At 70.2% G+C, this 19,989-nt stretch carries 16 protein-coding genes; 14 read left to right on the top strand and 2 right to left on the bottom strand.

All coding sequences use genetic code 11. The annotated features are described in order from the left end of the window. Nucleotides 1-2: 2 nt before the first annotated feature. The 9 genes from ACQPXM_RS38700 to ACQPXM_RS38660 all read left to right on the top strand — a co-directional run bounded on the left by ACQPXM_RS38700 (nt 3) and on the right by ACQPXM_RS38660 (nt 9,361). On the top strand, nt 3-1,460 hold the full coding sequence (locus ACQPXM_RS38700; protein WP_432942954.1) for an FGGY family carbohydrate kinase: 1,458 nt from the start codon (nt 3-5) through the stop codon (nt 1,458-1,460). 204 nt (nt 1,461-1,664) lie between these two features. Beyond that, nucleotides 1,665-2,687, top strand: a complete 1,023-nt coding sequence (locus ACQPXM_RS38695; RefSeq protein WP_432942953.1) for a 2-hydroxyacid dehydrogenase — start codon at nt 1,665-1,667, stop codon at nt 2,685-2,687. Nucleotides 2,688-2,712: 25 nt separating this feature from the next. Further along, on the top strand, nt 2,713-3,405 hold the full coding sequence (locus ACQPXM_RS38690) for an MgtC/SapB family protein (RefSeq protein WP_432942952.1): 693 nt from the start codon (nt 2,713-2,715) through the stop codon (nt 3,403-3,405). A 68-nt stretch (nt 3,406-3,473) separates the two neighbouring features. Next, nucleotides 3,474-4,274, top strand: coding sequence for an inositol monophosphatase family protein (locus tag ACQPXM_RS38685; protein WP_432942951.1), 801 nt, complete (start codon nt 3,474-3,476; stop codon nt 4,272-4,274). After that, nucleotides 4,271-5,221 carry a carbohydrate ABC transporter permease gene (locus tag ACQPXM_RS38680; RefSeq protein ID WP_432942950.1) on the top strand — a complete coding sequence of 317 codons (951 nt, stop codon included), beginning with the start codon at nt 4,271-4,273 and terminating at the stop codon, nt 5,219-5,221. Before ACQPXM_RS38685 ends, ACQPXM_RS38680 begins: the two co-directional genes overlap by 4 nt. Next, a complete protein-coding gene (locus tag ACQPXM_RS38675; RefSeq protein WP_432942949.1) occupies nt 5,218-6,033 on the top strand; it encodes a carbohydrate ABC transporter permease in 816 nt (271 codons plus the stop codon). The genes ACQPXM_RS38680 and ACQPXM_RS38675 overlap by 4 nt, the downstream gene beginning before the upstream one ends. 2 nt (nt 6,034-6,035) lie before the next feature. Further along, entirely contained in the window at nt 6,036-7,352 is a 1,317-nt protein-coding gene (locus ACQPXM_RS38670; protein ID WP_432942948.1) for an ABC transporter substrate-binding protein, read from the top strand. A gap of 46 nt (nt 7,353-7,398) precedes the next feature. Beyond that, entirely contained in the window at nt 7,399-8,079 is a 681-nt protein-coding gene (locus ACQPXM_RS38665) for a glycerophosphodiester phosphodiesterase (RefSeq protein ID WP_432942947.1), read from the top strand. Nucleotides 8,080-8,164: 85 nt separating this feature from the next. Then, nucleotides 8,165-9,361 carry a Gfo/Idh/MocA family protein gene (locus ACQPXM_RS38660; RefSeq protein WP_432942946.1) on the top strand — a complete coding sequence of 399 codons (1,197 nt, stop codon included), beginning with the start codon at nt 8,165-8,167 and terminating at the stop codon, nt 9,359-9,361. A gap of 135 nt (nt 9,362-9,496) precedes the next feature. On the opposite strand, the gene htpX is transcribed toward ACQPXM_RS38660, so the two are convergent. After that, a complete protein-coding gene (gene htpX, locus ACQPXM_RS38655) occupies nt 9,497-10,381 on the bottom strand; it encodes a zinc metalloprotease HtpX (RefSeq protein WP_432942945.1) in 885 nt (294 codons plus the stop codon). A gap of 138 nt (nt 10,382-10,519) precedes the next feature. Between htpX and ACQPXM_RS38650 the strand changes: the two genes are divergently transcribed. Then, a complete protein-coding gene (locus ACQPXM_RS38650; protein WP_432942944.1) occupies nt 10,520-12,136 on the top strand; it encodes a phosphodiester glycosidase family protein in 1,617 nt (538 codons plus the stop codon). Nucleotides 12,137-12,139: 3 nt separating this feature from the next. On the opposite strand, the gene ACQPXM_RS38645 is transcribed toward ACQPXM_RS38650, so the two are convergent. Then, on the bottom strand, nt 12,140-12,826 hold the full coding sequence (locus ACQPXM_RS38645; RefSeq protein WP_432942943.1) for a GntR family transcriptional regulator: 687 nt from the start codon (nt 12,824-12,826) through the stop codon (nt 12,140-12,142). 131 nt (nt 12,827-12,957) lie between these two features. On the opposite strand from ACQPXM_RS38645, the gene ACQPXM_RS38640 reads away from it, so the two are divergent. The 4 genes from ACQPXM_RS38640 to ACQPXM_RS38625 are packed head-to-tail and all read left to right on the top strand — an operon-like array spanning nt 12,958 to nt 19,947. Next, nucleotides 12,958-15,675, top strand: a complete 2,718-nt coding sequence (locus ACQPXM_RS38640) for a UxaA family hydrolase (RefSeq protein WP_432942942.1) — start codon at nt 12,958-12,960, stop codon at nt 15,673-15,675. A gap of 11 nt (nt 15,676-15,686) precedes the next feature. Further along, on the top strand, nt 15,687-16,577 hold the full coding sequence (locus tag ACQPXM_RS38635; protein ID WP_432942941.1) for a fumarylacetoacetate hydrolase family protein: 891 nt from the start codon (nt 15,687-15,689) through the stop codon (nt 16,575-16,577). Continuing rightward, the gene (locus ACQPXM_RS38630; protein WP_432942940.1) at nt 16,574-18,031 is read left to right on the top strand and encodes an aldehyde dehydrogenase (NADP(+)); all 1,458 of its coding nucleotides are present in this window, start codon (nt 16,574-16,576) and stop codon (nt 18,029-18,031) included. The genes ACQPXM_RS38635 and ACQPXM_RS38630 overlap by 4 nt, the downstream gene beginning before the upstream one ends. Then, entirely contained in the window at nt 18,028-19,947 is a 1,920-nt protein-coding gene (locus ACQPXM_RS38625; protein WP_432942939.1) for an IlvD/Edd family dehydratase, read from the top strand. The genes ACQPXM_RS38630 and ACQPXM_RS38625 overlap by 4 nt, the downstream gene beginning before the upstream one ends. Nucleotides 19,948-19,989: the final 42 nt, after the last annotated feature.

Here is a 19,989-nt window from a genome sequence, read left to right as displayed (position 1 = left end):
CAGTGGAGATCGGTGTCGATGTCGGAACCACAGTCACCAAGGCCGTCGCCTTCGACGACCAGGGCCGCCAGGTCGGCGAGGCGTCCCGCCCGACCCGCTTGGTCCGCCCGGGGCCCGGCCGGTTCGAGCACGACACCGACGAGATCGTTGCCTCGGTCAACGAGGTGGTCGCGGAGCTGGGCGGTGACGCCGAGCTGGTGGCGATCACCGGCCAGGGGGACGGTTTGTGGCTGGTCGACGAAACTGGTCGTCCCGTGCGTCCGGCGATCTCTTGGCTGGACGCACGGAGCAGCTCGATCCTGGGTCGCTGGACCGACAGTGGCGTGGCTGAGCAGGTCTTTCGGCGGTCCGGAAACCGGATGTTCCCCGGGGCGTCCGGGCCTCTGCTGGCGGCTGTCCTGGAGGAAGAACCGGACACGCTGGCCCGGGCGGCCACCGCGGCGTACTGCAAGGACGTGGTGATGCAGCGGCTCACCGGAGTCCGGGCCACCGACATCTCCGACGCGTCGGCGCCGTTCCTCGACCCGCGAACCGGTGATTACGACGCCGAAGCGTTGAGCGCCTGCGGATTGAGTGAGTGGCGCCATCTGCTGGCTCCGGTCGTACCGGATGGACCGGTCGGCGAACTGCAGGACGAGACCATCGGCTTGCCGAAGGGCACCAGAGTTTCCTCCGGTCCGTACGACCTGCCGGCGGCGGCGATCGGTGCGGGCGTGACCGAGGTCGGCGACGCGCTGCTCACCGTCGGTACGACGCTCGCCTGCCAGGTGGTCACCCAAGACCTGCCAGTGGAGGGCGAACCGGCCGGACTCTTCCTCGGCACCTGGACCCCCGGCGTCTGGCTGCGAGCGATGCCCGCGATGGTCGGTACCGCGGCGCTCGACCGAGTCCTCCACCTCGTCGGCGCGACCACCGACCAGCTGCAGCAACTGCTCACCGACAGCCCACCCGGCGCGAACGGCGTCACCGTCCTGCCGTACCTGTCGGAAGCCGGCGAGCGTGCGCCCTTCGTCGACACCAACGCCCGCGGCACCTTCGACGGGATCTCGCTGTCCACGACGCAGGGGGATCTGCTGCGCGCCACCTGCGAAGGCATCGCGTACGCCGCCCGGCACTGCCTGGAGGCGGCCGGCTGGGCCGGCAAGGTCACCGTCTGTGGCGGCGGTGCCCGCAGCAACGAGTGGACCCAAATCCTCGCCGACGTGCTCGACGCCCCGCTGCACACCACCGAGGCCTCGCAGGTCGCCGCCCGCGGCGCGGTGATCGCGGCCAAGCGGGTGCTCGGCGACGTCGGGCCCAAGTGGATCGCCGAGACCCGCCAGATCGATCCCGACCCCAGCCGCGCGGCCTTCTACGCCGAGGGCTACGCGCACTACCTGCGCCGGATCGAGGCCGCCCGCCCGCGCTGGGCGGACCAGGCGCCGGCCTATCGCCCGGCGCCGCTCGCCGCCCCGGCGTAATTGCCCGAGCACTCCTGCCCCCGACCACCCCCAACCACCGCCCGAGCACCCCGCCCCCAACCACCGCCCGAGCACCGCCACCCCCCGACCACCCCCAGCCACCGCCCGAGCACCGCTCGACCACCCCGCTCCCCGAGCACCCCCGACCACCGCCCGCGCCCCGGCGACGCACCCCGGAGCCCGCCCGACGACTTCAGGAGTTCGATGAGAACCGTCAAGACCCTGCTGGCCGGCGACCACTTCGTCCGCAACGAACTGCTCGCCGAGGCGCTGTCCGCGCTGCCGGACGTCCGGTTCGACTTCCGCGAGATCACGCTGCCCTGGCCGCTCACGCCGTACGGGCGGGTGGCGGAGGTGGACGAGGCGAGTGACGCCGAGGACGAGTTGATCGCCGCGCTGCCCGGGGTCGAGGTCGCGGTGACCCAGATGGGTCCGTTCACCGAGCGGGTGCTCGAGTCCGCGCCCGAGCTGCGCTTCCTGGTCTGCTGCCGGGGTGGCCCGGTCAACGTGAACGTGCCGGCGGCCACCAAACGCGGCGTTGTCGTCGCCTCCACTCCTGGTCGCAACGCGGTCGCGGCGGCCGAGCACGCGGTCGCCCTGATGATGGGTGCCCTGCGCAAGCTTCCGCAGCTGCAGCGCACGCTGGAACAGGGCGAGTGGCGCAGCGACCTTTACGCCTACGACGAGTGCGGTTCCGAGCTGGAGGGCGCGACCGTCGGCCTGATCGGGTACGGCGCGATCGGCAGCCGGGTCGCGCGGGTGATGCTCGCGTTCGGCGCGCACGTCGTCGTGGTCGATCCCGTGCTAGACCCGACGAACCCACCCGACGGCATCGAGGTCGTCGACCTGGACGAGCTGCTGACTCGTTCGGACGTGGTCAGCCTGCACGCGCGGCTCACCGACGACACCCGCGGCATGATCGGCGCCGACCAGCTTGCCCGGATGCGGCCCGGCGGCGTACTGGTGAACACAGCCCGTGGCGGCCTGCTCGACTACGAGGCGACGGTGGACGCACTGGAGTCGGGGCAGCTCGGCGCGGCCGCGTTCGACGTGTTCCCGGCCGAGCCGCTGCCCGAGGGATCGCGGCTGCTGACGGCCCCCAACGTCGTGATGACCCCGCATCTGGCCGGGGCGACCAGGCAGACCGCCCAGCGCGCCGGGTCGATCGCCGCCGAGGCCGTCGCGGCGTACCTGGCCGGGCGCGACCCGATCGGAATCAAGCGATGACTACATGGAGGGAACAGGTCAGGGCATGAGGCTGGTGTCCGACAGCACCTGGACCGAGCTCCTCCTGCTGTTGATGGCCTTCGTGCTGTCGACGGTGATCGGGATCGAACGGCAGGTGCACCAGAAGGCCGCCGGGATGCGCACGCACACCCTGGTCGGCACCGGCGCGGCCCTGTTCACGCTGGTGTCGGGATTCGGCTTCTCCACCGTGCTCGGGGCGGACGTCAATCTCGACCCGTCCAGGATCGCCGCCCAGATCGTGTCCGGCGTCGGATTCCTCGGGGCCGGTGTGATCTTCATGCGGCGCGACGTCGTCCGCGGGCTGACCACCGCCGCCACGATCTGGATGACCGCGGCGATCGGGATGGCGTGTGGGGCCGGTATGCCGGTGCTGGCGGCCGCGGCGACCGTGCTGCACCTGATCGCGGTCGGCGCGTTCGGCCGGCTGGCGAGGTTCCTGCCGTCGCCCGACCGGAACCGGCTGGTCGTCGTCCGGTATCTCGACGGCTCCGGGGTACTGCGGTCGATCCTGTCGACCGCGACCGTGATGGGCTTCGAGGCGTCGATCCTCGGGACCGACGTCCGGCGCGAGGACGGCCGGCCGCAGGTCCGGGCCGAGATGCGGTTCCGCGGCCGTCCGCCGCTGCAGGATCTTGTCGTCGCGCTCGGAGAGTTGGAGGGTGTGACCGCGGTCAGACTGCGTGTGGACGACGATTGATGTGAATTGCGTGAGAAAATCACATCCTAGGACTGTTTGAAACCATCATTCGGTGATAATTTCCCGGCATGTCCACTCCCGATCCGCGCGACCTGCTCGGTCTGGCGACTCGCCTGGCCCATGCGGCCGGAGCCGAACTGCTGTCCCGGCGGGACGAGGTGTCGCTGGAGAGCGCCCAGACCAAGAGTTCCGGCACCGACCCGGTCAGCGCTGCCGATCGGGCCTCCGAGCAACTGATCGTCGACGGGCTGCTGACCGCCCGGCCCGGTGACGGGTTGCTCGGCGAGGAGGGAGCCCGGGAGAGGTCCACGACCGGGCTGACCTGGGTGATCGACCCGCTCGACGGCACGGTCAACTATCTGTACGGCCGGCCGGACTGGTGCGTCAGCATCGCGGTCCAGGACGCGCGCGGCGCGCTCGTCGGCGTGGTCCACCAGCCGACGACCGGGATCACCTGGTCGGCGGTGCGGGGATCGGGAGCGTCCCGCGACGGGAAGCACCTGCGAGTCCGCGATCGCCGCAAGCTCGCCGAGGCGCTGGTCGCCACCGGCTTCTCGTATCTGGCCGAGCGCCGCGCGGAGCAGGCCGAATACCTGCGCTACCTGCTGCCCGCCGTACGGGATCTGCGGCGGGGTGGGTCGGCGGCGCTCGACCTGTGCTCCGTGGCCGACGGTACGGCGGACGCGTACTACGAGCACGTGATCCAGCCGTGGGACGTCGCCGCCGGTGGACTGATCGCGCGCGAGGCGGGCGCGCGCACGATCGGCGGGCCGGGCACGTCGTTGCCGGGCGGGTTGCTCGCGGCCCCGCCTGACCTGGCCGAGTCCATAGAGCGTCTGTTGAGCAGGGTGAGGAGACAAGTGGCATGACAGTGGTCGACCTGCCGGCCCGGGCGCACCCGGACGAGGTCCGGCAACCACCTGGGACCGACGAACGACGGCGGCGCACCCGCCGCGAGTACGGGCTGTTCGCGCTCCTGGTGGCGCCGAACCTGCTGGTCATCGCGGTCTTCGCGTACTGGCCGATCGTCTACAACGCGTTCCTCAGCCTGACCGACTGGAACATGATCGCGGCCCGGCCGACGTTCGTCGGGCTGGACAACTACGTGAACACGCTGACCGACCCGGCGTTCCACAAGACGCTCGGCGTCACGGTCGCGTTCACCGGACTGATCGTGGCCGGCAGCCTGGTGATCGGCCTCGCGCTCGCGGTGCTGTTCAACCAGCCGCTGAAGGGCCGCGGCCTGGTCCGGACGATCTCGTTCGCGCCGCACATCCTGTCCGGGGCGGCGGTCGCGACGATCTGGCTGTTCGTCTTCGACCCCGGCTACGGCCTGATGCGGGCGCTGATCGAGCCGTTCGGCGCCGAGCCGCCGGACTGGATGAACAACTCCGACTGGGCGCTGCCCGGCCTCGTCATCGTCTACCTGTGGAAAAACGTCGGGTTCACCGCGCTGATCTACCTGGCCGGACTGCAGGGACTGCCCAAGGAACTCGACGAGGCGGCCGCGATCGACGGCGCCGGCACCTGGACCCGGTTCCGCGCGATCAAGCTGCCGCTGCTCGCGCCGATCTCGTTCTTCCTGCTGATCACCACCGTGATCGGCACCTTCCAGGCCTTCGACGTGATCGCCGTGATGACCGGCGGCGGTCCCGGTGACGCCACCACGACGCTGAGCTGGTCGATCTACAACGAGGGCTTCCAGGCGTTCAACGCCGGCCGGGCCGCGACGTTGTCGATCATCATGTTCGTGATCCTGCTGGTGGTCACCACGATCCAGGCCCGCGTGATGGAAAGGCGGGTGCACTACCGATGAAGGTGCGTGCGGTCCAGTACGTCGTCCTGCTCGGCGTCGCGGCGATCTTCCTGGGACCCCTGTACTGGTTGATCAGCGCGGCGGTGAAGCAGCCGGCCGAGATCTACCAGTGGCCGCCGGTGTGGTGGCCCGACGACTTCACCTGGGGCAACTTCCAACTGGCCTGGGAGGCGGCGCCGTTCGACCGGTTCTTCCTCAACTCGACGGTGATCACCGTGGCCGGCACCGTGCTGAAGGTCGCGAACGCGGTCCTGACGGCGTACGCGTTCGCCTATCTGCGGTTCCCGTTCAAGAAGGTGCTGTTCCTGCTGATCCTCGGCGCGATGATGGTGCCGGGCCACGTGACCCTGCTGCCGAACTACCTGACGGTGGCGTCGCTGGGCTGGATCAACACCTACGCCGGGTTGATCATCCCCGGCATCGGCTCGGCGTTCGCGACGTTCCTGATGCGCCAGCACTTCCTCACGCTGCCCGGCGAAGTGACCGATGCCGCCGCGGTCGACGGCGCCGGCCACCTGCGGACGCTGTGGCGGGTGGTGCTGCCGATGTCGCGGCCGATGCTGGTCACTGTGGTGGTGATCACCGCGGTCGAGGAGTGGAACAACTTCGTCTGGCCGCTGATCGTCACCAACACCGCCGAGATGCGCACGCTGCCGGTCGGGCTGCTGATCCTCAAGGACGAAGAGGGCCTGGCGAACTGGGGCACGATCATGGCCGGCACGTTGCTGGTGCTGGCGCCGATGCTGCTGATCTTCCTGTTCGCCCAGCGCTACATCGTCGGCGGCATCACGCAAGGAGCGCTGAAGGGATGACGATGCGCCGCAGAACTTTCCTCGGCCTGGCCGGTGCCGCGTCGCTGGCGGGCTGTGGGTACCGCTCGCCGGACGCGGAGTACAAGCAGCCGGCCGGCGCCGTGCCGAAGCAGTACGCCGGGCGGACCAGAGTCGTGTTCTGGTCGTCGTACGGCGGGACGAACGGCAAGGCGGTCGACAAACTCGTAGCCAAGTTCAACGAATCGCAGACCGACGTGTACGTCGAGGCCCAGTTCCAGGGCAGCTACGACGACGTCGCGCAGAAGATCGCGGCCGGGCTGATCGCGCGGCAGACGCCCGATCTCGCCGTACTGTCCGACGTCACCTGGGAGCGCTTCTTCCTCAACGACGCGCTGGAGCCGCTGAACGGCTACTTCACCGACGGTTTCGGCCCGGCGGTCTTTCACTCCAAGCTCTTCAACGAGTACGTCGTGAAGGGGCAGAGCTGGTGCGTCCCGTTCGCCCGGAGCACGCCGATCCTCTACTACAACCGCGACGTCTTCGCGAAGGCTGGACTGCCCGACCGGGCGCCGCGGACGTGGAGCGAGCTGCGGTCGTGGGGCGACACGCTCGCGAAGGTCGACGCCAAGGGCCGGCCGATGCGGACGCTGGCGCTGGCCAAGGTGGACGGCGACTGGCAGTTCCAGGGCAACGTCTGGCAGTTCGGCGGGGCGTACTCCAAGGGTCTCGACGTGACGATCGACGAGGACGGCGCCGTCGCGGCCGGTGAGTTCCAACGGGAACTGATCCACGTCGACGGGCACGGCTACATGGCCAGCAGTCCGATGACGGACTTCGCCGGCGGCCTGGTCGCGATGTGCCAGGACTCCACCGGTGGCCTGAAGAGCGCGATGAGCAAGGCGAAGTTCAAGGTCGGCGCCGGCTTCATCCCCTCCGAGGTCGCGGCCGGACTGGCGACCGGCGGTGGCGGGATCGGGATGTTCCGCAACGCGTCGGCCGAGCGCAAGCAGGCGGCGGCGAAGTTCCTCGAGTTCCTCGCGACGCCGGAGAACTCGGCTTGGTGGACCACCCAGAGCGGCTACCTGCCGGTGGTCGACAAGGCCCGGGAAGACCCCGCGCTGAAGAAGCTCGTGGCCGACGAACCCAACTACGGGGTGGCGATCGCCCAACTGGTGAACGCCCGCCCCCAGGACGCCATCCGCCTGTACGGGCGCAACGCGAACGTCGCGATCTACACCGGCCTGCAGCAGATCTACGCCGACAACGCGGCGCCGAAGAAGGTGTTCGCCTCGGTCGCCCGGCGGCTGGAGGCGATCGCCGACGAGGTGTCCCGGCTGTACGAGCAGAAGGTGCTGTGAGCAACCACATCGTTGTCGAGAGCAACCGAATCGAGGAGAACGCGCTGTGATCGTCACCGGACACCGAGGCTCGGTCGGATCCGAACCGGAGAACACGATCCGCTCGTTCCGGCGCGCGATCGCCGACGGCTGCGACGAGATCGAGCTGGACCTGCGGGTCACCGCGGACGACCAGCTGATCGTGTTGCACGACGCGACGGTCGACCGGACCACGAACGGCACCGGGCCGGTCGAGGAACTCAGCTTCGACGAGCTGCGGGCGTTGGATGCGGGGCTCGGCGAGCAGGTGCCGACGTGGGCCGAGACGATCGAGATCGTCGACGTACGGATCCAGGCCGAGGTGAAAGCCGCTCGCGCCGTACCGCTGCTGGTGAAGTCGTTGCAGGCCGATCCGGAGCTGGCCGCCAGGACGATGGTGACGTCGTCGCACGCGGAGATCCTGCTCGCGGTCCGGCAAGCGATGCCGTCCGCGTCCACCGGCCTGATCTTCGGGCGGACGCCGGACGTGGCCGACGTACTGGCCCTGACCCGCGCCGCCGAAGCCGGTACGGCGTTGTGCGGCATCGCGGGGCTGACGGCCGAGGGGGTGGCCCTGCTGCATCGCGAAGGGATCGACGTCACCGCCTGGCCGGTGCCGGACGCGGAGACGTTCGCGCGGGCGGTCGAACTCGGAGTCGACGGGATCACCACTGACCACCCCGACCGGCTGGCCGCCGTCCGGATCTAGGCCGGGCTCCTAGTGGTCTGGATCACACATTTCAACGTGCGGATTTGTTCTTTCGTGGAACAAAAATGTGTGATTGCCTTGTGGCATGAGCATCAGCATCGGTGTGGTCGGAGCCGGCCAGTTCGCCCCTTCGTTCCTGCGGTTGTGGACCGCGCATCCCGACGTCACGGAGGTTTCGCTGACCGACGTGCTGCCGGACCGGCTGGCCGAGATGGCCGAGCGGCAGGGGGTGAAGGTCACCTACCAGTCGTTCGAGGACATGCTCGCCTCGGACGTCGACGCGGTCGCGATCTTCACCCAGCGCTGGCTGCACGGCGAGATGGCGATCCAGGCGCTGGAAGCCGGCAAGCACGTCTACTCGACGGTCCCGATGGCGATCGAGGCCGACCAGATCGCCCGGATCATCGAGCTGGTCAAGCAGACCGGCCTGACGTACATGATGGGCGAGACCAGCTACTACTACCCGTCGTCGGTGTACTGCCGCGACCGGCTGGCCAAGGGTGACTTCGGCCGGGTCTTCTACTGCGAGGGCGACTACGTCCACGACATGGATCTCGGGTTCTACGCGGCGTACCAGTACTCCGGCGGCGAGGACTGGAAGAGGACCGCGTCGTTCCCGCCCATGCTCTACCCGACGCATGCCGTCGGCAACGTGCTGTCGGTGACCGGGCAGCACGCCACGCACGTGTCCTGCGTCGGGGTGAAGGACGACCGCGGCGACGGGGTGTTCGACAAGGCGGTCAGCCAGTTCGGCAACGACTTCTCCAACGCGACCGCGCTGTTCACGCTCGCCGACGGCGGCGTGATGCGGACCAACGAGATGCGCCGGGTCGGCTACCCGTCGCACCTCCGCGAGTCGCGACTGCGGGTCTTCGGCACCGACGGCAGCTTCGAGCAGCTCGCCACCACCACGGTCTGGCAGACCAAGGAGGGCGTCGAGGACATCAGCCACCTGATGGAGACCAAGCCGTCCGGTTCACTCGAGGACGACGACCTGGCGAACGTCGACCCCGCGCTGCGCGACGCGTTCCTGTCCGGCCTGTCCCCGGTGCACGACCGGTCGCGTCTGCCCAAGGAGTTCGCCGGCCTGCACAACGGCCACGAGGGCTCCCACCACTTCCTGGCCGACGACTTCGTCCGCGCGGTCGTCGACAAGACGCTCCCGCCGGTCAACGCCTGGGTCGCCGCCCGCTACACGTTGCCGGGTATCTACGCACACCAGTCCGCGCTCCAGGGCGGAGTCCAGCTGGAAATCCCGGACCACGGCGACGCCCCGGCCTGACCTGCAGTACGACGAACGGCCGCCCGCGCTCAGCGCGGGCGGCCGTTCGGTGGTTGAGAGAGGAGGGGCTCCGAGCAACTCCGCCTTCCCTTGTACTGCCCGTCCCGCCCGGGTGTAGCCAGGGCGGGACCGTGGTCAGCGGGAGAGAACGCCCTGGTAACTCGCCTGCTCCTGCAGGCGGCGGATGCGCTCCTCCATCGGCGGGTGCGTGGCGAACAGCGCCGCGACACCCCGTCCGGTGAGGGGGTTCGCGATCATCAGGTGGCTCTGCGTCGCCACACTGGACTCGGCCGGCAGCGGCAGGGCCGCCGTACCGCGACTGATCTTGGCCAGCGCGCTCGCCAGAGCCAGCGGGTCGCCCGACAGCTCGGCACCGTCGTGGTCGGCCTGGTACTCGCGGTTGCGGCTGATCGCCAGCTGGATCAGCCCCGCCGCGAACGGCGCGAGCAGTACGGTCAGCAGCGTCGCGGTCGGGTTCGGCGCCTCGTCGTCGTCACCGGAACCGAACGGCAGGAAGATCGCCAGGTTCGCCAGCATGCTGACGATTCCGGCCAGGCCGGCGGCGACGCTGGAGGTCAGGATGTCGCGGTTGTAGACGTGCGCGAGCTCGTGCCCGAGCACCGCGCGCAATTCCCGCCGCGACAGCAGTTGCAGGATCCCGGCCGTCACCGCGACCGCGGCGTGTTCGGGGTTGCGCCCGGTCGCGAACGCGTTCGGCTGCGCGATCGGGCTGACGTAGATCCGCGGCATCGGCTGGCCGGCGCGCTGCGACAGTTCCGCGACGACGGAGTACAGCTCCGGCGCCTCCTGCGGGCTCACCTGCCGCGCCGCCATCGAGCGAAGGGCCAGCTTGTCGGAGTTGAAGTAGAGGTAGGCGTTCAGGCCCAGCGACAGCAGGGTCGCCACGACCACACCCGTCGAACCGCCGACCAGGCCGCCCACGGCGATGATCAGGGCGGTCAGCAGAGCCAGCAGGGCGGCGGTCTTGACGGTGTTGCCAACGCGTCGAAGACCGGTCATTGTGTCGATCACTCTCCATCGGAGCTCGTGGTTACACTGCTCAAAACATCGCTCTGACCTGCGGTATTCCACGAAAGTCGCCAGTCGTTCACCGCCAGACTCTTGCGGCCGGTAGGCCGCTGACATAGGACAGTGACCATGACCTCCCGACTTCGCCGGTCCCTGAGCGCGCTCGCCGTGGTGTCGCTCGCCGCCGTTCCCGCAGTGGGCGCCCGGGCTCAGTCCCAGGAAGCCGATGGCCTTCCGCTGGGCCCCGCCAACCTCGCCGAGACCCGCCAGACCTCGACCCTGCAGGCCGGTGTCACGCTGACGACGATCACGCGCGGCCAGACCGGCGCCGGCTCGACCTGGACGGTCGAGGTCGCGATCCCGTCGACCTCGCCGGATCCCGACGCACCCGCGACGGCCCTGTCGGACAAGGCCGGCGCCGATGCCGCGGCGGCGAAGCTGAAGGCCGCAGGGCTCGAGCCGCGCGTCGAGGACGTGCCGACCCCGAAGCTGGCCGACGCCGGCGGAACCACCCTGGGGTACCGGGTGCGGCTCGGCTCGTTCCCGACGAAGGCCGAGGCGGACGCCCTGCGGACGAAGGTGATCGCCGCCGGGCTGAGTGGTTCCAGCATCTACACCGGCTGGGACGGCGAGCCCGACGACGTCAGCGGATCGACCGGTCCGTGGCGCGTCCAGGTGCTGACCATCGACCCGAAGAAGTTCCGCGGCACGCTCGACGCGTCGTACGGGCCGGACCTGGAGGCCCGCGAGACGACCAGCACGCTGGCCACGCTGACCGGAGCCACGGCCGCGGTGAACGCAGGGTTCTTCGTGCTCGATCCCAAGGCGGGCGCACCGGGTGATCCGGCTGGCGTCGCCGTGTACGACGGGCGCCTGGTCAGCGAGCCGACGGCAGGACGGCCCGCGCTCGTGATCGGCGACCACGCTCTCGGTACGTCGGTCGAGCGGTTCCGCTGGCACGGCGAGGTTCGCGGTATCGGCCGGGCGCTCCCGCTCGACGGGCTCAACCGCGTGCCCGGCCTGATCCGCAACTGCGGCGGCACCACCGACGACCTCCCCACGGCCAAGCCGCTGCACGACGTGACCTGCACGGACGCCGACGAGCTGATCGCGTACGACGCGTCGTACGGGGTGGCGACGCCGAGCGGCCCGGGTGCCGAGGTGATCCTGGATCGGCGGGGTGTTGTCACCGCGATCCGTGCGACGACCCGCGGCGGCGCGATTCCGGAGGGCGGCCGGACCGTCCAGGCGACCGGCGACCAGGTCCCGCGGCTGCTGGCGGCGGCGAAGCTCGGCCAGCGGCTGCAGATCCGCGCTGAGCTGGTCGACCTGCGTGGCCACGACGTCCGGCTGTCACCGAAGACGACGATCGTCAACGGTGGTCCCGAGCTCGTCCGCGACGGGCGCATCACCGGTACGCCGAAGGCCGACGGCATGGCGCCGGCCGACAACGTGAACTTCTACTACGGCTGGGTGCACAAGCGGAACCCGCGCACGATCGCCGGCGTCGACGGCCAGGGCCGGACCGTGCTGATCACCGCCGACGGCCGCAGCACCGCCAGTCTCGGCCTGGGCATCGCCGAGGCCGCGGCGGTGGCGAAATCGCTCGGTCTACGCGAGGCGATCAACCTGGACGGCGGCGGCTCGACCACAATGGTTGCCAACGGCAAGGTCATCAACGCTCCGTCGGACGCGGCCGGCGAACGCCCGGTCGGCGACGCTTTGGTGATCACGCCCCGCCGCTGAGTTCTACGGCTGGTCGTAGATGCCGCGGAGGCGGACCGACATCGAGTTGATCAGGTGCTGGGTCATCGACTTCTCGGCCGCGACCGGGTCGCCGGAGCAGATCGCCTCGACGAGGTGGTGGTGCTCAGCGAGCACCTCAGGGCCGATGTCCCGGTCGTAGTGCAGCCGGAAGATGTGCAGGTGGCAGTGGGTCCGCTCGAAGGCGAGGCGGACCTGCTCGCTGCCGGACAGTTCGGCGATCAGCGTGTGGAACCGGTTGTCGTGCGCGGTGAGCGACCGATACCCCGCGTAGTCGACCGACGTCGGCTCGACGGCGGTGGACAGCTCGGCGGCGAGGCGCTCGCGCCCGGTGTCGTCGATCAGCTCGGCCGCGCGGCGCGCGGCCCACGGCTCGATCAGCCGGCGAAAGGCGTAGAGGTCGTCGAACTCCTCCAGCGTCAGCAACGGCGTCGCCCGGTAGCCCTTGAGCGGCTCCTTGTCGGCCAGCCCCTCCGACTCCAGTCGCGCCAGTGCCTCGCGGACCGGCGTGGACGACACCTGGAACTCCCGCGCCAGCCCGTCGATGGAGATCCGCCCGCCCGGCCGGATCGTGTGGTCCATCAGCATCGTCTTGATCGCCTCGTAGACGTCGTCCGCGAGCATCTGCCGGCGCATCAGCCGCCGGTCGTGCGGCTCCAGGATGTCCGTCATCGGCCTCTCCAGCCCGTGGTCTCGCCCTTGACCCGATCTGATCGATCAGACAGGGTGGGTCTCGTAATCATGCATCATGCACGATTCGTGGTTCGACTGCCAGCACCTAACGGTTGGGGAGAGGTCCACCGATGCTGAGGTTCGACGAGATCGGCGTTGTGCCCGAGCCGGGCGACAACGCCGCGATCTGTTCCCGCCGGCTCGAGGCCGGGACCGTTGTCGACTTCGGCGGTACGCCGGTGACGCTGCCGCACACCGTGCTGGAAGGGCACCGGATCGTCGTCCGCCCGGTGAAGACCGGCGAGGCGATCACCTCCTGGAACACCCCCTTCGCTCGCGCCCTGCGTGACCTTCAGCCCGGCGACTACGTCTGTACGCCGACCAGCCTGGCCGCCGTCGCCGGGCGTGGCGTCGAAGGCCTGCCGGTCGAGGCCTCCGCGAGCAACGAGCCGCTCGACCCGTACACCCTGGACGAGAACGCGCTGAACTTCGGCCGCCAGGTGGCCTCGGTCGAGCAGCCCGGCACCTTCCTCGGCTTCCCGCGTGAACAAGGCCCGGCCGGGACGCGCAACCACGTCGTCCTGCTGGCGACCAGCTCGCGGTCGAGCGGCTTCGTCACCGAGCTGGCCCGCCGCTTCGACGGCGCGGCGGCCGGCGACGGCGTCGTACAGGTGGCGCACACCGAGGGCGGCGAGGACGGTACGCCGAACAACCTGCGGTTCCTGCTGTCGACGCTGGCCGGCTTCGCGCTGAACCCGAACGTCGGGGCGGTGCTGATCGTCGACACCGAGGACGACCTGGTCTCCGGACAGGCGATCCGGGAGTTCATGGCCGAGGAAGGTTATCCGGAGATCCGGGTGCCGCATGCCTACTTCACCCGGCAGGCCGGATTCGAGCACGACCTGACCGCCGCCGGTGCGCTGATCGAGCCCTGGCTTCCGGTCGTCGACGCGCAGGAGCGGGTCGAGGTCCCCCTGGTCGACCTGCGGATCGCGCTGCAGTGCGGCGGGTCGGACGCGTTCTCCGGGATCTCGGCGAACCCGCTCGCGGGCAACGTCGGCGCCGAGGTGATCCGGCACGGCGGCGCGGCCGTGCTCGCGGAGACCGACGAGCTGATCGGCGCCGAGCAGTACGTGCTGAAGAACGTCCGGGACCTCGCGACCGCGCGGCGCTTCCTGGAGACCGTCCGGTCGTTCAAGGACCGGGTCGGCTGGCACGGGCACACCGCGGAGGGCAACCCGTCCGGCGGCAACCTGTACCGCGGGCTCTACAACATCGTGCTGAAGTCGATCGGCGCCGCCCGTAAACTGCCGCGCGACGTCCGGCTCGACCACGTCATCGCGTACGGCGAACCGCTGCCCGGCACCGGCTACGTCTTCATGGACAGTCCCGGCAACGACCTGGAGTCGATCGCCGGCCAGGTCGCCAGCGGCTGCAACCTGATCTTCTTCACCACCGGCAACGGGTCGATTACGAACTTCCCGTTCGTCCCGACGATCAAATTCGTCACCACCTCGGCGCGCTACGAACATCTTGAGGCGGAGATGGACGTCGACGCCGGCCGCTATCTGACCGGTACGCCGATGGACGAACTCACGGCCGAGACCTTCGACCTCACCGTGCGCGTCGCGTCGGGCGAGCCCAGCGCCGGCGAACGAGCGGGCCACAGCCAGGTCTCCATCTGGCGCAACTGGCGCCAGTCCGGCCCTCGCGAAGGCATCTCGATCACCACCGACGGCCGAATGAGCCGCACCCTGGACGAGCTGCCCGCCGAGGACCGCGACGCGCTGCTGCCGGGCCTGCCGCTCGACGTACCAACTGTTGAAAGGCAGGCAACAGCAGCCAGGCTTCTTTCCGTCGATGGTCGGCAACTACCTGAGGCTGTTGGCCTCATTCTCCCCACCAGCCTGTGCTCCGGGCAGATCGCGCTCCGCCTCGCCGCTCAGGCCGAAGCCGAGAAGTGGGCGGGCGACGCCGTCACCCGGATGGTGGCTCTCCCGCACACCGAAGGCTGCGGAAGTTCCGGCGGCGCCTCCGAGGAGACCTTCGCCCGCACCATGCTCGGCTACCTCCTGCACCCCAACACCCGCCTGGCGCTGCTGCTCGAACACGGCTGCGAGAAGACGCACAACGACTACTTCCGCTCCAAGCTGGTCGAGGCCGGCGCGGATCCCTCGCGCTTCGGCTGGGCGAGCATCCAGGCCGACGGTGGCCTGGACGCGGTGGGGAACCGGGTCCGCGAGTGGTTCGGGACTTTCGACCTGCCGGCACCAGTCGATGTCGAGGGCAACGTCGGCGCACTGACCGTCGGACTCGAGGCCCGCGGCCCACTGAGCGACCAGACCGCCGAGGCGATGGCGATCATCGGCAGCGAGATCGTCGGCGCCGGCGGTTCCGTCGTACTGTCGTCCCGCGGCACATTGCTTGCCAGCAGCACCTTCCGTACGACGGCCTTCGGCTCCACCGGCGACGTCGGCCCGACAATCGCCCACGGCCAGCGCCTGGCCGCACCGGGCTGGCACGTCATGCGCATGCCGGGCACCGACTGGATGGAGACCGCGACCGGCTTCGGCGCCGGCGGCGTCCAGCAGATCCTCGCGCACGTGGCCGGCGGCACCTTGTCCGCGCAGCGGTTCGTCCCGGTGGTGGAGTTCAGCAGCGACCCGGAGACGGTCGCCAAGTACGGCGACGACCTGGACGCGGTTGCGGCCGGTGGCCCCGCCGACCAGGCGCGCACCGGCCTGGAGACGATCGCCGCGGTCGCGAGCCGGCTGCAGGTTCCCAAGGCAGTTGCTTCCGGCAACGTAGGTTTCCAGATCACCCGCGGTCTGCTCGGGACCTCGATGTGAAAGGTGAACACATGCACGTGGTCCGATACCAATCCTCCGGCGGCCGTCCCCAGGCCGGTGTCCGCACCGGTGACACGGTGGCTCCGGTGCTGGGCGTCACCGACCTGGCCGAGCTGCTCCGGCTGACCGCCGAGGAGTTCCGCGCGGCGGTGGCCAAGACCGGCCCCGAGCTGCCGGTCAGCGAGGTCCGGCTGCTGCCGCCGCTCGACGGTCGCGGTGAGGTCTGGTGCGCGGGCGTCACCTACGAGCGGTCCCGCGGCGCGCGGATGGAGGAGAGCAGCGAACAGGACGTGTACGACCGGGTCTACTCGGCGAAGCGTCCGGAGCTGTTCCTGAAGTCGCCGGCCTGGCGCCTCGTCACCGACGGTGACCCGATCGGGATCCGGGTCGACTCCGGTCACGACGTACCGGAGCCCGAACTGGCCGTGGTCGCCAACGCGCACGGCGAGATCGTCGGTTTCACCGTCTGCAACGACATGAGCTCGCGCTCGATCGAGGGCGAGAACCCGCTGTACATCCCGCAGGCCAAGGTGTTCGCCGGCGGCTGCGCGCTGTCCACCGGGATCCGGCCGGCCTGGGAGGTCGGCGATCCCAAGAACCTGACCATCGACCTGGTGATCCGGCGCGGCGACGACGAGGTGTTCACGGGGACGACGTCGACGGCGCAGCTCGTCCGCGAGCTGCAGGACCTGATCGACGTGCTGTTCGTGCCCAACGACTTCCCCGACGGCGTGATCCTGGCCACCGGGACCGGCATCGTGCCCGAGCTGGACTTCGCGCTGCAGGCCGGTGACGTGGTCGAGATCGCGATCGCGGAGGTCGGCACGCTGACGAATACGGTGGAGGTGGGCCGGGAACCCTTCAGCTTCCTGGCCGCCGAGACTCTGGAGGAGAACCGATGACCCCCGACACCACTCCCGCCGAGCTGGAGCAGGCCCTCGCCGACGCCGCCGAGGCCGCCGCGCCGCTGGCCGCGTCCGCGCCCGCCGAACGGGCCGGCTGGATCCGCGCGGTGGCCGACGCGCTGGACGCGGCCGCCGACGAGCTGGTGCCGATCGGGATGCGGGAGACGTCGCTGCCCGAGGCGCGGTTGCGGGGCGAGGTCGCGCGCAGTTCCGGCCAGCTGCGGATGTTCGCCGACGTGCTCGAGGAGGGTTCGCTGCTCGAGATCGTCATCGACACCGCCGACCCGGACGCCAAGCCGGTCCCGCGACCGGACCTGCGGCGCGTGCTGGTCCCACTCGGGCCCGTACTAGTGTTTGCTGCGAGCAACTTCCCGTTCGCGTTCAGCGTCTGTGGCGGCGACACCGCGTCGGCGCTGGCGGCCGGCTGCCCGGTGGTCGTCAAGGCGCACCCGGGCCATCCCGAGCTGTCGGTGAAGACCGCCGAGGTGATGCTCGAGGCGCTGCGGGTAGCAGGCGCACCGGCCGGCACGTTCGGACTGATCCAGGGCTATGACGTCGGCGTGACGGCGCTGAAGGACCCGCGGATCACCGCGGCCGGCTTCACCGGTTCGGTGCCGGCCGGCAAGGCGCTGCACGAGATCGCGGTGACGCGTCCGGAGCCGATCCCGTTCTACGGGGAGCTGGGCAGCCTCAACCCGGTCTTCGTCACCCACGCCGCGATCGATGCCCGCGGCAAGGACATCGCGAGCGGGTACGTCGCGTCGTACACGCTGGGGGTCGGGCAGTTCTGCACCAAGCCGGGGCTGCTGTTCCTGCCGGCCGGGCACGGGCTGCAGGAGCAGCTCGTCGAGGCGACCGGTGGCGTCGCCGCGGCGACGATGCTGAACGATCGGATCGCCGAGGGCTTCGCCTCCGGGCTGGACCGCCTGAGGAAGGTGGACGGGCTGCGTGTTTGGAGCGAAGGCGGCGGAGCGACGCTGCTGCAGACCACCGTGCCGGAGTTGCTGGCCCGGCGTGACGAGATCCTCGAGGAGTGCTTCGGGCCGGTCTCGATCGTGGTCGAGTACGCGTCGGTCGACGAGCTGGTCGCCGGCGTCGAGGCCTTCGGTGGCAACCTGACCGCGACCCTGCACGCCGAGGCCGAGCCGGACGCCGAGCTCGCCGCGCGACTGCTGCCGTTGCTGACGGCAAGGGCCGGCCGCGTGCTGTGGAACGGCTGGCCGACAGGTGTGGCCGTCTCCTGGGCGCAGCACCATGGCGGTCCGTTCCCGTCGACGGTCGGATCGATCCACACCAGCGTCGGGGTGACGGCGGCCCGCCGGTTCCAGCGGCCAGTGGCCTACCAGGACACGCCGGACGCCGTACTGCCCGCCGTACTGCAGGACAAGAACCCGGCCGGGATCAGCCGCCGGGTGAACGGGACGATCACCACCGCGGAGGTATCTCGATGACGGACCTGCCCCCGACCGACGACCCCAACGACGTACGGTTCCCCGGCGCCGACGGCGGGCCGGGCGGAACGGACCCTTCCGCCGCCTCGTCCTCCACGACCGGCGCCGAAGGCGAACCGACTCCGGAGAAGACTGGGCGGCCCGCGGGTGAGCAGCCGGGTCCTCCCGACGGGCACACCGGCCGCCGCAGCTTCGACCACTGGTTCGGGGAGAAGGACCGCAACGGCTTCATCCACCGGTCCTGGATGCGGGCGCAGGGGTTCTCCGACGAGGTGTTCGACGGCCGCCCGGTGATCGGCATCTGCAACACCTGGTCCGAGCTCACGCCCTGCAACGCGCACCTGCGCCGCCTGGCCGAGTCGGTCAAGCGCGGCGTCTGGCAGGCCGGCGGTTTCCCGCTCGAGTTCCCGGTGATGTCGCTCGGCGAGACCATGCTCCGCCCGACCGCGATGCTGTTCCGCAACCTGCTCAGCATGGACGTCGAGGAGTCCCTGCGCGGAAACCCGATCGACGGCGCCGTCCTGCTGACCGGCTGTGACAAGACCACGCCCGGCTCGATCATGGGCGCCGCGTCGGTCGACCTGCCGACCCTGGTGGTCACCGGCGGCCCGATGCTGAACGGCAAGTTCCGCGGCTGCGACATCGGCTCCGGTACGGCGGTCTGGCGCTTCACCCAGGACCGCAACGCGGGGCGGATGTCGGAGGAGGACTACGCCGCGGCCGAGTCCGGCATGTCCCGCAGCAACGGCCACTGCATGACGATGGGCACGGCGTCGACGATGGCCTGCATGGCCGAGGCGCTCGGCCTGCAGCTGACCGGGTCCGCGGCGATCCCGGCCGTCGACTCCCGGCGGTACTCGATCGCGCAGCAGGCCGGCCAGCGGATCGTGCAGATGGTGCACGAGGACCTGAAGCCGAGCGACATCCTCACCCGCGACGCCTTCGCGAACGCCGTCCGGGCGAACGCCGCGATCGGCGGATCGACCAACGCGGTCATCCACCTGCTCGCGATCGCCGGCCGGGTCGGCGTCGACCTGACGCTGGACGACATGGACGAGTGGGCCCGCGGCGTCCCGTGGCTGGTCGACCTGCAGCCCTCGGGCAAGTACCTGATGGAGGACTTCTACTACGCCGGCGGCCTGCCCGCGGTGATGCGGGAGATCCTGCCGCTGCTCAAGGCCGACGCGATCACCGTGACCGGCAAGAGCATCGGCGAGAACGTCGCCCGCGCCGAGCGGACCGACTGGAGCGGCCAGGAAGGCGAGCCGGCGCACCCGGTGATCCGTCCGGTCGGCAACCCGCTGGGCAGCGGCGCGGGAACCGCCGTACTGAAGGGCAATCTCGCGCCGGACGGTGCTGTCGTCAAGCAGTCCGCGGCGTCGGAGCGGTTGCTGGTGCACCGGGGCAAGGCGCTGGTGTTCAGCAGCATCGAGGAGTACGACAAGGCGGTCGACGACCCGGACCTGGACGTCGACGGGGACACCGTGCTGGTGCTGCAGAACGCCGGGCCGCGCGGCTACCCGGGCATGCCCGAGGTCGGCAACATGACGATCCCGCGCAAGCTGGCCGAGCAGGGCGTGGACGACATGGTGCGGATCTCGGACGCGCGGATGAGCGGTACGGCGTACGGGACGGTGGTGCTGCACGTCGCTCCTGAGGCGGCGGTCGGTGGTCCGCTGGCGCTGGTCCGCACGGGCGACTGGATCGAGCTGGACGTGCCTGCGCGGCGGTTGCACCTGGACGTCTCCGAGGAGGAGCTCGCCAAGCGCCGGGCCGACTGGCAGCCGGCGACGGCGCCGACGGATCGTGGGTGGGCGAAGCTGTACGTCGAGCACGTCACCCAGGCCAACCAAGGCTGCGACCTCGACTTCCTGATCGGCCGAACCGGCTCGGCCGTCGCGAGACAGAGTCACTGATGAACAGCGAAGAGCCCGCTCGCCCGGCTGCGCCGGGCGAGC

Origin of the sequence: Kribbella sp. CA-253562, from assembly GCF_050942265.1 — a bacterium.
Classification (GTDB): Bacteria; Actinomycetota; Actinomycetes; order Propionibacteriales; family Kribbellaceae; genus Kribbella.
This window is presented reverse-complemented; position numbering and strand designations above follow the sequence as displayed.

Coding starts and splice junctions, on each gene's coding strand:
- ACQPXM_RS38695 (WP_432942953.1), top strand. CDS start 1,665: ATGAGAACCGTCAAGACCCTGCTGGCCGGCGACCACTTCGTCCGCAAC.
- ACQPXM_RS38690 (WP_432942952.1), top strand. CDS start 2,713: ATGAGGCTGGTGTCCGACAGCACCTGGACCGAGCTCCTCCTGCTGTTG.
- ACQPXM_RS38685 (WP_432942951.1), top strand. CDS start 3,474: ATGTCCACTCCCGATCCGCGCGACCTGCTCGGTCTGGCGACTCGCCTG.
- ACQPXM_RS38680 (WP_432942950.1), top strand. CDS start 4,271: ATGACAGTGGTCGACCTGCCGGCCCGGGCGCACCCGGACGAGGTCCGG.
- ACQPXM_RS38675 (WP_432942949.1), top strand. CDS start 5,218: ATGAAGGTGCGTGCGGTCCAGTACGTCGTCCTGCTCGGCGTCGCGGCG.
- ACQPXM_RS38670 (WP_432942948.1), top strand. CDS start 6,036: ATGCGCCGCAGAACTTTCCTCGGCCTGGCCGGTGCCGCGTCGCTGGCG.
- ACQPXM_RS38660 (WP_432942946.1), top strand. CDS start 8,165: ATGAGCATCAGCATCGGTGTGGTCGGAGCCGGCCAGTTCGCCCCTTCG.
- htpX (WP_432942945.1), bottom strand. CDS start 10,381: ATGACCGGTCTTCGACGCGTTGGCAACACCGTCAAGACCGCCGCCCTG.
- ACQPXM_RS38650 (WP_432942944.1), top strand. CDS start 10,520: ATGACCTCCCGACTTCGCCGGTCCCTGAGCGCGCTCGCCGTGGTGTCG.
- ACQPXM_RS38645 (WP_432942943.1), bottom strand. CDS start 12,826: ATGACGGACATCCTGGAGCCGCACGACCGGCGGCTGATGCGCCGGCAG.
- ACQPXM_RS38640 (WP_432942942.1), top strand. CDS start 12,958: ATGCTGAGGTTCGACGAGATCGGCGTTGTGCCCGAGCCGGGCGACAAC.
- ACQPXM_RS38635 (WP_432942941.1), top strand. CDS start 15,687: ATGCACGTGGTCCGATACCAATCCTCCGGCGGCCGTCCCCAGGCCGGT.
- ACQPXM_RS38630 (WP_432942940.1), top strand. CDS start 16,574: ATGACCCCCGACACCACTCCCGCCGAGCTGGAGCAGGCCCTCGCCGAC.
- ACQPXM_RS38625 (WP_432942939.1), top strand. CDS start 18,028: ATGACGGACCTGCCCCCGACCGACGACCCCAACGACGTACGGTTCCCC.